This is a genomic window from Cystobacter fuscus DSM 2262 (genome assembly GCF_000335475.2).
Taxonomy (GTDB): domain Bacteria; phylum Myxococcota; class Myxococcia; order Myxococcales; family Myxococcaceae; genus Cystobacter; species Cystobacter fuscus.
Genome location: NZ_ANAH02000023.1, coordinates 105,612 through 119,415 on the forward strand (window position 1 = coordinate 105,612; position 13,804 = coordinate 119,415).

A 13,804-nucleotide genomic window follows, 5' to 3' on the forward strand; every position below is an offset into this window, starting at 1 on the left:
TCAGGGGCCGGCGACCCCGAAGGCATCGTCGGGCATGAAGCTCAGGGTGATGCGCGCGCCGCCTCCGCCGATGGCTTGCGTGGCGTCCGGCCCGAAGTCGTAGGCGCGCAGGGACAGGGGCAGCTCCAGCCCCAGCGCCAGGTGCTGGGACAGCCGGACGCGCCCGTCGAGGGTGACGTAGGTGATGGACTCGAAGCCGTCCCGGGGCTCGGCGTACACGCCCGTCACCCACCAGTGCCGGGCGCGCATCCGCAACATCCCCAGGCCCCGGCGCACGAGCTTCGCCTCCAGGATGCCCTCCGCGCCCGGGCCGACGTGGTAGTCGCGCACCAGCAGCGACTCGAGGCCGAGACTTCCCGCCGCGGCGAACCCCAGGCCTCCCAGGATGGCGCTGCCCTGCAGGAACACCTCCTGGCCGAGTCTCGCCTGCACCGTCGTCCCCAGGCCCAGGCCCACGGACGACACCCGGACGATGTTGTTGGCGCCGAAGTCATAGAGGCCGAACAGGCCCCACAGCCCCTTCACCGGGCTCGTCAGGCCCCCGTACTGCCCGCCCAGCAGCAGTCCCCGGATGTAGAGGTTGCCCATGATGACGCCGGGAAAGGTCAGCCCCGCGCTCGCGTCGAAGTAGGAGAAGGGGTGGCGGTAGCGCCAGGTCGGATCCCCCAGGGCCCCGTAGGTGAGCTCCGCCGCCAGCGACACCTGCGGCCCCGCCTCGAGCAGGAGCCTGGGCGTGGTGGCCGTGCGGTCCTCCAGCCGCGTCATCAGGCTCACGCCCGGGGTGAGGACGAAGGAGAGCGGCGGCGCCGAGTCGATGTCGCCCGAGGAGGACTCTCCGCCGAGCAGCCAGTCGTTCAGCGTCGCGCCCGGACTGAGGAGCAGTCCCGTGAGCCGCCGCAGCGGACTCACCCGGCCGCCCCCCTCGGGAATCACGGCGCGGTAGGTGCGGTAGAGCACCTCGCCCAGGAACATGCCGCCGAGCGTGGTGGTGATTTGATCATTGATGGCCGGGGCCTCGTTCTCCGCGAAGTACTCCCAGCCCAGGCTGGCCGCGAAGTTGTAGAGGCCCGCGCGCCAGAAGGGCATCCCGGAGGAGCGCGCGAAGTTGTAGATGAGCGAGCCGTGGTAGGGGTGGCCGAACTGGTTGGTGATGAACTGGTCCACGTCGAAGGTCCACCCGTGGGAGCCATCGAAGTGTCCGCGTGTCGTCTCCCAGGAGATGAAGGCGAAGGGCTCGCGGGTGATGAGGTTGTGGAAGGAGAACAGGCCGATGTTGAACGCCGCGGCCTCGAACGCCGGGACGAGGTAGCTGCGGCGCAGCGGCGCGTCCGCGGGAGGCTGCTCCCTGGGGGCCTGCGCCTTCTCGGTCTCGGGCAGGGCGGCCGGGGGGACCTCGGCGGCGTGCCCGAGCGACCCCCACGTCAACAGCAGGGCCGCCATCAGCGCGCCCCCTCTCACGGCCACGTCCCTCCCAGGGCCACGCCGCCTCCGCCCGGGAGCAGCAGGGGCGCCGCGGAGAGCGCGCGCGGGGGCGGAGGGCCCCAGTTCCACATCGCCGCCGCGATCCCCACGGTGCACACCCCGACGAGCGCCAGGCCGATGCCGCCCAATTGGGTCTGCTGGCGCTTCCAGCGCTCCACCTGGACTTCCGCGGGGCTCACGGGCAGCGAGGCCACGCTGCCCTCCTGGACGTTGGCGACCAGCCAGACGAGCGTGCCGGTGAAGGTCAGGCCCGCGCCGATGCCGGCCACCAAGGGGGCCCGGGAGAGCACGGGCGCGCGCGGCGGGGAGTCGGTGGCGGGGGGATCGGCCGGAGCGGAGGGGGTGGCTCCCAGGAGGGTCGCGCTCAACAGGAGGGAAAGCATGCTCGGGTCGCCAGGGGGAGAAGGAACGGCGCGGCCCTCGTACCACCCCCGGTGGGGGACCGCTCGCGGAAGGGTCGCTCGCATCCATGAGTCGACGTTTGCCGGGAGGCCTCGGCGCCCGAGGAGGGGGCGGGGTGACATCCGGCGGGGTGGGAGGCGAGAAGCGGGACCCACCTGGCCGGGGCTTGGGGTAAAGGGGGCGCCATGAACGAGAACCTGCGAATCGCCGTGGTGGGCGCCACGGGCGTGGTGGGACGCGAAGTGGTCTCCACGCTCTTCGACCGGGAGGTGACGGCCGAGCAGCTCACCCTGCTGGCCTCGGAGCGCTCCGCGGGCGAGGAGCTGGACTACGGCGAGGAGACGCTGGAGGTGGAGAAGGTCTCGGCCGAGTCCTTCCGGGGCATGGGGCTGGTGCTGCTGGCCACGCCGGCGGAGGCGTCGCGCTCGCTCGCGCACCTGGCGCAGTCGGCGGGGGCGTGGGTGGTGGACGTGAGCTCCGCCTTCCGGGCCGAGGGCGCCGTGCCGCTGGTGCTCCCCGGCTTCAACTCCGAGCTGCTGGAGGCGAACTTCAAGGGCCGCCTGGTGGCGCTGCCCTCGGCGGTGACGACCGCGCTGGCGTGCATCCTCGAGCCGCTGCGCCAGGCGTTCGGCGTGGCCCAGGTGCAGGTGACGGCGATGATGGGGGTGTCCTCGGCGGGCAACGCGGGCGTGCGCGAGCTGGAGCAGCAGACGGCGGCGCTGCTGTCCGGGCGCGACCCCGAGGCGCACACCTTCCCCCAGCGCGTGGGCTTCAACCTGGTGCCCCAGGTGCTCCCCTTCCTCGCCAACTCGCCGTGGACGGAGGAGGAGGCGGGCTGGACGCTGGAGTGCGCGCGCCTCTTCGCGCCCCGGGGCGAGGTGCCCGTGGTGGCCGGCACCGCCGTGCAGGTGCCCACCTTCCACGGCCATGGCCTCAGCCTCCATGTGCGCCTGAAGAAGCCCGCGCCGGTGGACCAGGCCCGCGCCGCGCTCAAGGGCTCGCCCGCCCTCAAGGTGCTCGACTCTCCCGGGGAGAAGGTCTACCCCATGCCCAGCCTCGTCACCGCGGACCCCACCGTCCATGTGGGCCGCCTGCGCTCCTTCCCCCAGTCCCCCGAGTGGCTCACCCTCTTCGCCACCGTGGACAACGCCGGCCGGGGCGCCGCCCTCAACCTCGTGGAGGCCGGTCTGCGGCTCGCCGCGCGTCCCTCCTGACCCTTTGGCCTGACAATTTGGCAATGTCCTTTCGGCCGTCCCTGCCCATTTGACGGCGGGTGGGGAGGCCCCCTCCGGGTGCCGGAGGGGGCGGGGGCCGGATTCCTCCTGGCCCCTGGCTTGCTAACCTCTTCCGCACCCATGCGTACCTTCCTCCTCACGACCGCGTTGCTTCTGTCCACCGCGGCTTCGGCTCAGGTGAAGTTCACGTTCGGCACCGCCAACAGAGAGACGCTGCGCTTTGGCAAGGCCGACTGCCCGAATCCCGTGACCGTCACCTGGACGCGGACCATTCAGCCCTGCGACAGGCTCACTCTCTGGATTTCGACGACGGGCGCATGTCAGGCCGCGGTCGACACCTCGAAGGGGGATGTCCCGCTGGACGAGGTCTCCCTGGCGACCTTCCAGGGCTCGAACACGGGCACCTTCAACCTCGCGCTCTCGAGGCTGCCCTTCGGTGCGTCGGATGCCGGGCCGGGCGGCTGTGGCGGCACCACCGAGGAGAGGACGTTCACGCTGTGCGGCGCCACCAAACAGGGTGATTATCTCGGCTCTTGCAACACGGCGGTGAGTGCCACGGCGGCCAGGGTCATCTACGACGGCATGCCGCCCGCCACACCCTCGGTCTCCGCATCGAGCGGGTTTGACCAGGCCGCGAGCATCACCGTGAACGCGCCGAGCGATGCCATCAATGGGCGGGTGAGGGTGTACCGCGACAATGTGGAGGTCCGGGCGGTGGACTGGTCGGTGGGCAAGGGGGCCATCCTGGTGGATGGGCTGGAGAATGACGTCACCTACGAGGTCGATGCCTACGTCACCGACGAAGCGGGTAACCAGAGCGAGCCGAGTGCGCGCGTGCAGGTCACTCCCACCAAGACGTATGGCTTCATGGAGCACTACGCCGGGGCGAATGGGCAGGAGATGGGCGGCTGTGGGGCGGTGGGCGGTGGGGTCGCGGGCGGCGCGGTGCTGGCCGTCCTGGGTTTCTGGTTGTTCTCAAGGAGAAATCGTTCATGGCTCGAGCAGTAGCCCTCGGTGTCGCGGTGCTTCTCGCCGCGCTCCCCGGCCAGGCCCAGGAGTATTCTGACGCGCCCACCCAGTCGCCCCGGAGCGGGTCCGTGGAGTTGCGGCTCGGTAGCTACCGGCCGCAAGTCGACGCGGAGGAAGGGCTGAACGGCTCTCCCTTCTCGGATGTCTTTGGGTCGGGCGGCTGGTTGCTCTTCGAACTGGAGGTTCAACGCTTCTTCTACCAGGGCATCGGCTCGGCGGGGCTGAGCGTGTCGGCGGGCTACGCGGAGAAGTACGGCTACGCCCTGCGCGAGGATGGCAGCCCGAGCGCGGAGCGTCAGAGCTTCCACGTGGTTCCCCTGCACCTTCGGGCGGTCTACCGGTTCGACTACCCGGCGTTCCAATGGGGCTTCCCGCTGATTCCCTACGTCAAGCCAGGGCTCGTCTTCGTCCCGTGGTGGACGAACAAGGGCGGCAAGCTCGATTCGGCGCCCGGGAGGGACGCGGTGGAGGGGAGCCCGGCGGTGCCCGCGCGCAAGGGCACCGGCGTCAGGTACGGCTGGGAAGTGGCCGTCGGTCTGTCCTTCATGCTCGACGTGCTGGAGCCTCGCTTCGCGCGCGACTTCGACTCGGACATGGGCATCAACCACAGCTATGTCTTCGCCGAATACACGTACTCGAAAGTGAACAGCTTTGGCCGGCCGGGTTTCAACTTGTCGGACTCCTACTGGATGTTCGGTCTGGCGCTGGATTACTAGGCCCTACATGACACTCCCTCCGTGCTCCTCCGTGCGGGCCCTGATGGCGGTTCTCGTGGTGGCCGTGGTGCTGTCGGCTCCTGGTTGCCACCGGGCGGTGAAGCCCGAGGCCGGGGGGGATCGCACGGTGGAGGCCGGAGTGCCGGTGGACTTCGGCGCCGAGGGCCGGGACGCCCCCGTGGTGTCCTGGGACTTCGGTGACGGCTCGCCGGCCCAATCCGGCGCGCGGGTGGCCCACGCCTTCGAGCGTCCGGGCACCTACGCGGTGCGGGCGCTGGACAAGGGCGCGGTGCTGGCGAGCGCCACGCTGACGGTGGTGTCCCGGCCCGTGCTGCGCGCCATCCCGGACGACGCGGAGGTGGCCCTCTTCTTTCCCCAACTGCGCGGCAACGTGGACCCGTTGATGGGCTTCATGTCGCAACTGGTGGGCGAGTCCCAGGTGCTGCAGACGCTGGACGCGGTTCCCCTGCTGGCGCTGGTGCTGCGTGATGTGACGGGAGGACAGGCGCGCATCGTGGATCCGGACGAGGGCCTGGGCTTCTTCTCCCTGCCGCGTTTCGAGGGCTCCGTGGTGCTGCTGGGCGTGGCGGACACCCAGGCCGCGGTGGACGCGGTGGTGAAGGAGGTGCAGTCGCGGGGCGCCCGGGTGGTGCGGCGCGAGCCCCAGGGCACCGTCTTCCTGCGGCGGGACAATGGCATGTCGATGGTCGTCTTCCCGGATCGCGGCTACCTGTACGTCGTGGTGCCGGACGCGCCGGAGTCGGAGTCCGAGCAGGAGGAGGGCACGCCGCAGCAGGTGCTGGCGGAGGTGGGCGATGACGGCCTCGCGGCGGTGGAGGAGGTGCGCGCGCGCATCCAGGGCGCGAGCGGCTCGGGGCTGTCCGAGCAGCCGCTGCTCACGTCGATGCGCGCGAAGGTGGGCGCGGGCCACGTGCACGTCTTCGCCCGCCCCGAGGGCAATGACGCCTCCGCGAGCATCCAGGGCTTGTGGGCGGCGCTGACGTTCCAGGACACCCGGGCGGACCTGGAGGGCTGGGTGGTGTCGGACAGGTCGCTCTTCCAGGGAGGCACGGCGCCGGGCTCGGAGCTGCTGGCCCGGGCGCCCCTGGGGCCCATCGCCGCGCTGACGGTGTCCCTGCCTCCCGAGACGCTGGCGAAGCTCGTCTTCGGCTCGCCCGGCTCGGAGCGCCGCGCGCAGACGGAGCAGCGCATGGCGCGACAGGGGCTCGACGCGGCCGGCGTGCAGGGGATGCTGGGCGCGTTGCGCGGAGACCTGTCGTTGCTGGCCTACCTGGACGCGCCGGCCTTCTACCGCAACCTGCTCAAGGGCGAGCGGGGTCCGGAGCCGCGCGGCAGCGTGTTGTTCCAGGCGGGGCTCGTGCGCTCCGAGCCGGTGCTGGAGTGGCTCACCGGGGTGCTGAAGTCGCGCGGGCAGCCCTTCGAGGTGCTCAAGGACAAGGGCGCCACGCGCCTGCGCACGCGCGTGTTCGAGCAGCCGGTGGACGTCACCCTCACGGCGGACCGGCTGACGCTGCGCGGGGGCGAGTCGCTGGAGGCGCGGGCGCAGGGCGGGGTGGGGGAGGAGCTGCGCCAGCGCTTCGGGGCCCAGGGCTTCGAGCCGGGCCACCTGTCGGCCATGGTGGACATGGGCCGGGTGCGCTCCGAATTGGATTCACCTCGGGAGGTGCCCGGCGTGCCGCCGCAGCAGCTTCCCGTGGCGCGTGCCCTGGTGGGCACGTTGATCGATCAGCTGCCGCCCGTCGAGAGTCTCTTCCTCGACTTCGCGCCCGAGCAGGGGGGCGGCCGTTTCCGCATGAGCACCGTGTTGCGCTCGCGCTGAGGTTGCCGCCGTGTCCAGCTCACTCACCATTCTCTATTTCGCCGCGGCGCGGGAGCGCGCGGGACTCGCGCGCGAGTCGCTGGAGGTGCCCGCGGGCGCGCGGGTGGGGGAGGTGTTGAGCCTGCTGGCCTCGCGCCACCCCGGGCTCGCGCCGCTGCTGCCCCACCTGCGGGTGGCGGTGAACCAGGAGTTCTCCACGTCCGAGACCGAGGTACCCCCGGGCGCCGAGGTGGCGTTGATTCCCCCGGTGGCGGGGGGCTCCGGTGGGCTGTTCCGGGTGGTGGACCGGCCGCTGCGCCTGGAGGAAGTGGTGGAGGCGGTGGCCAGCGAGGCGCTGGGCGGGCTCGTCACCTTCTCGGGCGCGGTGCGCAACCAGACGAAGGGCCGGCGCGTGGTGAGGCTGGAGTACGAGGCCTATCCGCCGATGGCGGAGAAGAAGCTGGCGGAGATTGGCGCCGAGGTGGCCGAGCGGTTCAACGGCACGCGGCTGGCCATCGTGCACCGGGTGGGAACGCTGCACCCGGGCGAGCTGGCGGTGGTGATCGCCGCCGCGGCGCCGCACCGCAAGGAGGCGTTCCTCGGGTGCGAGCACGCGATTGAACGGCTCAAGCAGGACGTGCCCATCTGGAAGAAGGAATTCTTCGAGGATGGCGAGGTGTGGGTGGGCCTGGGGCCCTGACGAGGGCGTCGTTTGAGCCTTGGTCCCCAGCGAGAAACCGTGAGTATCTTCCGCGCCGGAGGCCACATGGGGTTCGAACTCGAGGTCGACAACTATCGTGCCCTGCGCCGGGTTCGCTGGAAGGCGGATGGTGTGTGTGCACTCGTAGGGCCCAACGGCAGCGGCAAGACGACGCTGCTGAGTGTGCTGGCCTTTCTGCGGTCCGCAGCGGTGGATGGCTTCGGAAAGGCGCTTAACGCGCATGGTGGCGCCGCCCTGTTTCGTCACAGGCAAGCTGCCGCCAGCGAGCCCGTTCGGTTTGCACTCACCGTCGGAGATGTGAGGTGGGAGGCCAAACCATCCACAGGTGGGCTCGGTGTCGTCGTCCCTGTTCCCGAACTTCTCATCATCGAGCAGGAAGTCGTGGCGGAACAGCGAGCCGGTGAGGCGAATTTCAGGGTTCTTGAGAAGAGCAAGAATGCCAGCGATCAAGGCTTCCTGGATGCTGTGGCGGAGGCGAGCCCAGACCTGAGGACCGCGATGGATTCGCTGGTGGCCACCCTGTCGACCTCGGTTCTCTACAGCTTTGATGCCTTCTGGCAACTGAAGAGGGAAGGGTCGCGAGAGGGTACGGACGTCTGGCTCAATCCAGACGGGCGCAATGCTTTCACCGTGTTGCGCAACTGGATCGCGGGGAAAAGAGAGTACCGGCCTCGTTGGGAATGGGTGCGAAGCGGCCTGCGAGAGTGCTTTCCCGATCTATTCGATGACCTCGACTTTGCGGTCGCCGGCCAGACTGTTGCCGCTCAGTTTTATGGGCCTGGAGGTGGGGATCCGACACCAATGCATCTCGCCCCGAATGGTCTCCTCATGGCGCTTCTCATACTCTGCGCGATCGCATCAGGGCGCGACCGGGGCGTCATTTGCATCGACGAACCAGAGAATGGTCTTCATCCGTATGCGATCCAGCGGCTCATCTCGCTCATGAGAGAACGCGCCGAGACACATGGGCTGACCATTCTGCTCGCCACGCACTCACCGACGTTGCTGAACGAGTTCAATGATCAACTGGACCATGTCTTCATCATGGAGCCGTGGCAGGAGACCCTCCCCGTGCGGCTCGACCAGCACCAGAATCCGGAGTGGCTCCGGAACTTCGCGCTCGGCGACCTCTACATGAATCAGACGATCGCACCCCAGGTGCAGCCGAAGACATGAGCCGGGTGCAACTCGTCGTGACCGGGGATATGGAACGGGTCGCGCTGGCGGCATCGCTGCGCCATGCCTTCCCAGCGCATGAGTTGAACTTCCTTCTGACGCAGAAGGTGCAGGACTTCACGTCGAGCAGGTTGGGAACTCACCCGGGACGGGTACCGGGGCTGAAGACTCGCGCCCAGGACATGGCACAGGCGATTGTGTCGGCACTTGAGCCAGGTAGGTATCCTGATGCTATTCCAGATATGGTGCTGGCCGTCGACGATCTTGAATTGGTCAACGTGGACCAACCGCACGTCGTGACTGAGTACCTTGCGCGTGAAATCGAACTGACGATCAAAGATCGAAAACTCTCTCTGGCCAGCGAAACGCGCGTGCGCGAGCGCCTTCGCAGCCGCGCCTCGTTCCACCTCTTCGTGCCCATGCCCGAGGCCTACTTCTACGCGGAGCCCGCCGCACTCAAGCGCGCTGGAGCAAAGGCGGCGAGCCGATTCGACGTGGCCCAGCGCGATACGGAGGCCTTCGAGGTGGACGACCCCGCCTATCGTCAATGGCTCGAAAAGCGAGCACCCAACGCAGTCGAGCCCCACCGGCGGCACCCCAAGCAATACCTCCGTTACCTGTGCGATCCGAACGCGAGCATCGAGCGGGCCTACCGTGAGACCAAGGAAGGGGCGCTGGCCCTGGAGAAGCTTGCCTGGTCGGAGGTGACGGCTCGGGAGGCCCGTGAGAACTACGCCCGGGCTCTGCTCGAGGACTTCGCCGAGGGCATCGGCGCGAACTGGCAGTCTCCTGGTCCCGTTGCACCACTCACCGCGCGGCGGAGCGGAGGGCTCCTCAGAAACCTCGCGCCGGCAGTGCCGCCGACGGCGGCCGCACCCGGCCACTCGCCCTGAACGAGCGGGCCTCCTATCCGTCTCCGAGGGACGCGGCGTCGTGACGGACGACGCGGAAGCCCTCCGCCTCCGTGGGCGGCACGTAGTACCTCGCCGCCTCGTGGTGGAGCGCCTCGCTCACCTCGAACCAGAACAGACCCTCGGGCCGCTCGGCATTGCGCCGGCGCAGCCGCTCGAGGCACAGCGCCTCCGGCACATCCATCACGTGGAGCACGTGGTCGGCCCCCAGGGGCTCGAAGATGCCGCGCACCCAGGCGCGGTCGCGCGGCGTGTTCGCGGCGAAGTCGAGCACCAGGGAGGTGCCCACGCGCAGCAGCTCACGCAGGTGTGGCCCCATCAGTCCGCGGCAGCGCGTGGAGTGGCGCACGTAGTCGCGCAGCGTCTTCACCTCACCCCCTAACAGGGCGATCCACTGGTCCTCGCAGATGTGCGCCGCGGGCAGCTCGAGCGCGAGCCCGCGCGCGAGCGTCGTCTTGCCCGAGCCCACCTTTCCCGCGATGAAGTGCAGCACGGGACGCCCGACGCTCATCTCAGTGGATGCCGAAGCTGCCAGGCAGCGTCCGCACGCCGGCGTCGGGCAGGGTGTCCGGGGAGAGGGGACGTGCCGGGGTGTCCACCCCGAGCCGCTTGCGCTCGGCCTGCTCCTTCTCGCGCGCGGCGGCGAGGGCGCGGGCGTTGGACTCCGCCATGTGCTCGGGCGAGTGCCCCGCGAGGAGCAACCCCACCGGGATGCTGAGCAGGAGGGCGAGCAGCATCGCGAGCAGACCCAGGTCGCGTGCACCCAGTCCACCCGCGCGCTTGCCCGCCACCGAGGGGGCGAGCAGCAGGGACAGGTCTCCCTGGGACAGGCGCACCCGGTCCTCCGCGGTGAGCTCCACCCAGGCACTGGCCCCGGAGCGGCGCAGCTCCGTGTCGGGCACCGGCTGGAAGCTCTCGCCTCGCCGGCTGCGCTCGACGCGCGAGGCGGGTGGCACGAAGACGCGGTAGCCCTCCGGGGTGCGCTCGGCGATGAGGAAGGGCTCCTCCGGCAGGGTGAAGCCGTAGAGGGGCAGGGGCACCGTTTCATCCGGCGCGGCGAGCACGCGCGTCTGCTCGGGGCCGAAGTTCCAGGCCTCATTCCGGGTGGTCCCCCAATACAGCTCGCAGAACAGGCCGTCGTGGCTCGCCTTGGTCTTCATGGGCGTGGGGAGCATAGACGGCCCTTGTCTCCGTGGCTCCATTCTATCGGTGTGACCCCGCCCCGCGAGGCCCCTCCTGGTTGCTCGGAGGACGAGCCCCGTACGCCGTGGGCTGACTCTGTCCAGGCGGGCGAGCCCGCTCGTCGTCACGGGGCGTGAACCCGTTCAAGGAGGCCATGGACTTTCACTCTCATGTCTCATCCGGGAGGAATTCCTTGGAGGATGGGAATCAGGTGGGTTGGCTCTGGGAGACGAGGGGGCCGTGTGTCTTTTCGTCTTTCTCCCATTTACTCGTATTCCATGATGTGCTTGTTTGCCTGGCCTGCGCCCGGGAGGGGGGCCGCCTGTTTCAATCCACCAGGATGAGGAGTTGCCAGATGGCAGCGAGTGTCGCGTTCCATTTCAATGACAAGCAGATGGTCGCGAGGGTTCCGCCGAACCTGGGGGTCATCCGTCGCGATCCCCGGTACGCGCGCATCGACGCGCTCATCCAGACGCTGTCGGAAAGGAACGAGGCCGTCTTCGACATCCAGGTGGATGGCACGCGGCACCGGATCGCCTGGCCCATCGACTTCTCCAACTATCGAGTCATCGCGAGCACGTATCCCGTGTCCCTGGACTTGAGCAGGCGCGGGCATTTTCCGGCGCTGGAGAAGCTCCGCGCGCACCTGCTCCAAGGGGACTTCGATCTGCTCACCTATTACACGTGCAGCACGGTCTCCCCGTCCTACCTCCAGAACAGTCAGGATCGGATGGACTGGTTCTTCGCCCTGGACTACTTCGTCGATGGGTCCTCGGTGCCGCCGGAGCTGCGCGAGGCGGTGGTGCGCGACCTGTCGGCCTGGCTCGAGGACCGGCGCCACGTCAGCCGACTGCCGTGGGTGAACATGATCAGCGCCCTGCTGCGCATCGTCCTGGAGGACATCGAGCGCGAGGGGCTCGACACCTCGCGCATCGTGCGGGAGATCCGCGGCTACTACGAGGGCTTCCTGCTGGAGTTCGACAAGCAGGTGCCGCTCTCGCGCTACCTGGAGAACCGGAGCATGACGATCGGCATGCGGCCGGAGCTCGAGTTCTGCTTCGCCTACCTGGGCAGACCTCTGCCCGCGCGCCATCGGGACGCGGCCGAGCGGATGAAGCACGCCGCGGCTGACCTCGTCGCGTTGCAGAACGACGTGCTGTCCCTGCGCAAGGAGGAGGAGCAGGAGCAGGAGCACCTGCGTCTGAAGTCCTATTTCCCCCTCGGCCACGAGTACGTGTCGTTCGCGAAGGACTTCTACGCGGCCCGGTTCGGCGATTTCCTGGCGATGCGTCCACGCGCCCCCGGTCCCCTGGAGGCGCTCTGGAAGGTGTGCGACCAGTGGATCTCCGGCAGCCTGCTGTGGCACCTCACCAGCCCGCGCTACGATCTGGGGCAGTTCCAGCTCCTAGCGTGAGTGCTGTTCCCGCTCGCCCGGCAGGGGCCGCTCCACGCGCTCGCGCAGGGAGCCGGCCTCGAAGGGCTTGTCGATGCTCTCCACCGAGGACTCCGCGAGGAAGGCCCGCGCCCGGTCGGTGAAGGCTCCTCCCGTCATGAAGATGACGCGCGGCAGGTACTCGGGCCGCCGCCGCGCGAGCGCCGCGTGCAGATCCATGCCCGTCATGTCCCCCATCATCAGGTCGCAGAACACCCGGTCGTAGCCTGACTCCCCACACAACAGCTCGAGCGCCTCGCGCCCGCTGTGCACCACCTTCACCTCGTGGTGGCGCCCGAGCACGCGCACCATCATCGCGCCGATGGCGGGCTCGTCGTCGACGATGAGCACGCGCCGGCGCGGCGGCGCCTGGCGCTTCACCACCGGAGGGGCCAGTTCCGGGGCCGTGGCCTCGTCGAGGACGGGCAGCACGAGCTGGAAGGAACTCCCGCGTCCGGGCTCGCTCTGGACCTTCATCTCGCCGCCCATGCCCCGGATGATGTCCAGGCTGATGGGCAGTCCCAGGCCGGTGCCCTCGCCGGGGAGCTTGGTGGTGAAGAAGGGCTCGAAGATGCGCGCGAGGACCTCCGCGCTCATTCCCTTGCCGGTATCGCGCACCTCGATCACCACCTGGGCGCCCTCTCTCCGGGTCCCCACGGTGATGGCGTGGCGGGTCGCGTCTCCCTCGGGAATGGCCTGGGCGGCGTTGATCAACAGGTTGAGGAGCACTTGGCCCAGCTTGGACTCGTTGCCCGGCACGCGCGGCACGGGCACGACGTGGCGCACCACCTGGGCCCGATGGCGGATGTGAGGCATGGCCATGGACAGGCTGAGCTCCAGGGCAGCGCCCACGTCCACTGGCTCCGTGCGGGTGTCGCTCACGCGCGCCAGGGTCCGTAGCTCCTTCACGATGGCGCGGATGCGCTCGGCGCCCTTGCGCGCGTCGTCCAGGGCCCGGGTCGTCTCGCGCAGCCGCTCGGCGGCGGAGGGGGGCAGCTCACGCGCCAGCGCGCCGAGCTGCTCCAGGGCCACGTGCAGGTTGCCGGTGACGAAGGCCAGCGGGTTGTTGATTTCGTGCCCCACGCCCGTGGCGAGCTGGCCCGCCACCATGAGCCCGCCGGAGCGCACCAGCTTCTCCTGGGCCACCAGCAGCTGCCCGGCCTGCTCTCGCGCCAGGATCTCCGCTTCGCGCCGGCCCGACTGTTCCCGCTCGAGTCGCGCCTCGCGCTCCCGCGCGTCCCGCTCGAGCGCGGTGACGTCCTGCAAGCGCACGAGGACGCCGTCCAGCAAGGGGGTGACCGTGCCGCGCAACCAGCAGCCCGCCTCGTGCGGCTCGCTCCGCGCGGCCCGCCGCGTCTCCACCACCTGGCGCAAGAGGGCGAACTGGCTGCTCAGCGCCTCGGGTGCGGCCTCGCTCAGCCTGCGCCCGACGACGAGCCCCGGACAGATGCGCTTCATGACGTCGGCGTCGTTGGAGAAGATGAACTCGAAGTCGATGATGGCCTGGGTCCCATCCCGCACGGCGCACAGGGCCACGCAGCCCTCCGGGTTGGCCTGCTCCAGCTCCACCAGGGCGCGCAACAGCGTCTCTCTTCCCAGCGCCAGTTGCCCGTCGTCGCCCCCTCGCCTCAAGGCCGACATCCCCTCTCCATCCCTACTCCCTCCCAACCCTGGACCCCGGAGTCCATCAAACCACTCC

13 protein-coding genes are annotated in these 13,804 nt (G+C 69.5%); 8 read left to right on the forward strand and 5 right to left on the reverse strand.

Going from position 1 to position 13,804, the window contains the following annotated elements; all coding sequences use genetic code 11:
* Together D187_RS31875 and D187_RS56465 are read right to left on the reverse strand one after the other, a co-directional pair.
* Entirely contained in the window at window positions 1–1,464 is a 1,464-nt protein-coding gene (locus D187_RS31875) for a DUF3943 domain-containing protein (protein ID WP_043432379.1), read from the reverse strand.
* Window positions 1,455–1,865: a hypothetical protein gene (locus D187_RS56465; protein ID WP_002624596.1), complete on the reverse strand. Its 411-nt coding sequence runs from the start codon at window positions 1,863–1,865 to the stop codon at window positions 1,455–1,457. The genes D187_RS31875 and D187_RS56465 overlap by 10 nt, the downstream gene beginning before the upstream one ends.
* A 204-nt stretch (window positions 1,866–2,069) precedes the next feature.
* Between D187_RS56465 and D187_RS31885 the strand changes: the two genes are divergently transcribed.
* The 7 genes from D187_RS31885 (at window position 2,070) to D187_RS31915 (ending at window position 9,473) form a co-directional block, all read left to right on the forward strand.
* The gene (locus tag D187_RS31885; RefSeq protein WP_002624598.1) at window positions 2,070–3,098 is read left to right on the forward strand and encodes an aspartate-semialdehyde dehydrogenase; all 1,029 of its coding nucleotides are present in this window, start codon (window positions 2,070–2,072) and stop codon (window positions 3,096–3,098) included.
* Between the two features lie 141 nt (window positions 3,099–3,239).
* Complete coding sequence (locus tag D187_RS31890; RefSeq protein ID WP_002624599.1) at window positions 3,240–4,127, forward strand: MXAN_2561 family MXYO-CTERM-anchored protein; 888 nt, start codon at window positions 3,240–3,242, stop codon at window positions 4,125–4,127.
* The gene (locus tag D187_RS31895) at window positions 4,112–4,864 is read left to right on the forward strand and encodes an MXAN_2562 family outer membrane beta-barrel protein (protein WP_002624600.1); all 753 of its coding nucleotides are present in this window, start codon (window positions 4,112–4,114) and stop codon (window positions 4,862–4,864) included. Before D187_RS31890 ends, D187_RS31895 begins: the two co-directional genes overlap by 16 nt.
* Before the next feature lie 7 nt (window positions 4,865–4,871).
* Window positions 4,872–6,704 (forward strand): PKD domain-containing protein, encoded by a 1,833-nt coding sequence (locus D187_RS31900; protein WP_002624602.1) that lies wholly within the window; start codon window positions 4,872–4,874, stop codon window positions 6,702–6,704.
* Between the two features lie 10 nt (window positions 6,705–6,714).
* Window positions 6,715–7,383 carry a molybdopterin converting factor subunit 1 gene (moaD, locus tag D187_RS31905; protein WP_002624604.1) on the forward strand — a complete coding sequence of 223 codons (669 nt, stop codon included), beginning with the start codon at window positions 6,715–6,717 and terminating at the stop codon, window positions 7,381–7,383.
* 66 nt (window positions 7,384–7,449) lie between these two features.
* Complete coding sequence (locus D187_RS31910; protein WP_002624606.1) at window positions 7,450–8,580, forward strand: AAA family ATPase; 1,131 nt, start codon at window positions 7,450–7,452, stop codon at window positions 8,578–8,580.
* A complete protein-coding gene (locus D187_RS31915) occupies window positions 8,577–9,473 on the forward strand; it encodes a hypothetical protein (protein ID WP_002624608.1) in 897 nt (298 codons plus the stop codon). The genes D187_RS31910 and D187_RS31915 overlap by 4 nt, the downstream gene beginning before the upstream one ends.
* A 13-nt stretch (window positions 9,474–9,486) precedes the next feature.
* On the opposite strand, the gene D187_RS31920 is transcribed toward D187_RS31915, so the two are convergent.
* Window positions 9,487–10,002 carry a P-loop nucleotide/nucleoside kinase family protein gene (locus D187_RS31920; RefSeq protein ID WP_043432382.1) on the reverse strand — a complete coding sequence of 172 codons (516 nt, stop codon included), beginning with the start codon at window positions 10,000–10,002 and terminating at the stop codon, window positions 9,487–9,489.
* A 1-nt stretch (window position 10,003) separates the two neighbouring features.
* Window positions 10,004–10,666 carry a hypothetical protein gene (locus D187_RS31925; RefSeq protein WP_002624613.1) on the reverse strand — a complete coding sequence of 221 codons (663 nt, stop codon included), beginning with the start codon at window positions 10,664–10,666 and terminating at the stop codon, window positions 10,004–10,006.
* A gap of 362 nt (window positions 10,667–11,028) precedes the next feature.
* Between D187_RS31925 and D187_RS31930 the strand changes: the two genes are divergently transcribed.
* On the forward strand, window positions 11,029–12,087 hold the full coding sequence (locus D187_RS31930; RefSeq protein WP_002624614.1) for a terpene synthase family protein: 1,059 nt from the start codon (window positions 11,029–11,031) through the stop codon (window positions 12,085–12,087).
* Here D187_RS31930 and D187_RS31935 read toward each other — a convergent pair.
* A complete protein-coding gene (locus tag D187_RS31935; protein ID WP_002624615.1) occupies window positions 12,079–13,746 on the reverse strand; it encodes an ATP-binding protein in 1,668 nt (555 codons plus the stop codon). The two genes, D187_RS31930 and D187_RS31935, sit on opposite strands and share 9 nt — an antisense overlap.
* Window positions 13,747–13,804 lie beyond the last annotated feature (58 nt).

Bases quoted from the DNA above. Each gene is read 5' to 3' on its own strand.
- D187_RS56465 (WP_002624596.1), bottom strand. From the start codon at position 1,865: ATGCTTTCCCTCCTGTTGAGCGCGACCCTCCTGGGAGCCACCCCCTCC.
- D187_RS31885 (WP_002624598.1), top strand. From the start codon at position 2,070: ATGAACGAGAACCTGCGAATCGCCGTGGTGGGCGCCACGGGCGTGGTG.
- D187_RS31890 (WP_002624599.1), top strand. From the start codon at position 3,240: ATGCGTACCTTCCTCCTCACGACCGCGTTGCTTCTGTCCACCGCGGCT.
- D187_RS31895 (WP_002624600.1), top strand. From the start codon at position 4,112: ATGGCTCGAGCAGTAGCCCTCGGTGTCGCGGTGCTTCTCGCCGCGCTC.
- D187_RS31900 (WP_002624602.1), top strand. From the start codon at position 4,872: ATGACACTCCCTCCGTGCTCCTCCGTGCGGGCCCTGATGGCGGTTCTC.
- D187_RS31910 (WP_002624606.1), top strand. From the start codon at position 7,450: ATGGGGTTCGAACTCGAGGTCGACAACTATCGTGCCCTGCGCCGGGTT.
- D187_RS31915 (WP_002624608.1), top strand. From the start codon at position 8,577: ATGAGCCGGGTGCAACTCGTCGTGACCGGGGATATGGAACGGGTCGCG.
- D187_RS31920 (WP_043432382.1), bottom strand. From the start codon at position 10,002: ATGAGCGTCGGGCGTCCCGTGCTGCACTTCATCGCGGGAAAGGTGGGC.
- D187_RS31925 (WP_002624613.1), bottom strand. From the start codon at position 10,666: ATGCTCCCCACGCCCATGAAGACCAAGGCGAGCCACGACGGCCTGTTC.
- D187_RS31930 (WP_002624614.1), top strand. From the start codon at position 11,029: ATGGCAGCGAGTGTCGCGTTCCATTTCAATGACAAGCAGATGGTCGCG.
- D187_RS31935 (WP_002624615.1), bottom strand. From the start codon at position 13,746: ATGTCGGCCTTGAGGCGAGGGGGCGACGACGGGCAACTGGCGCTGGGA.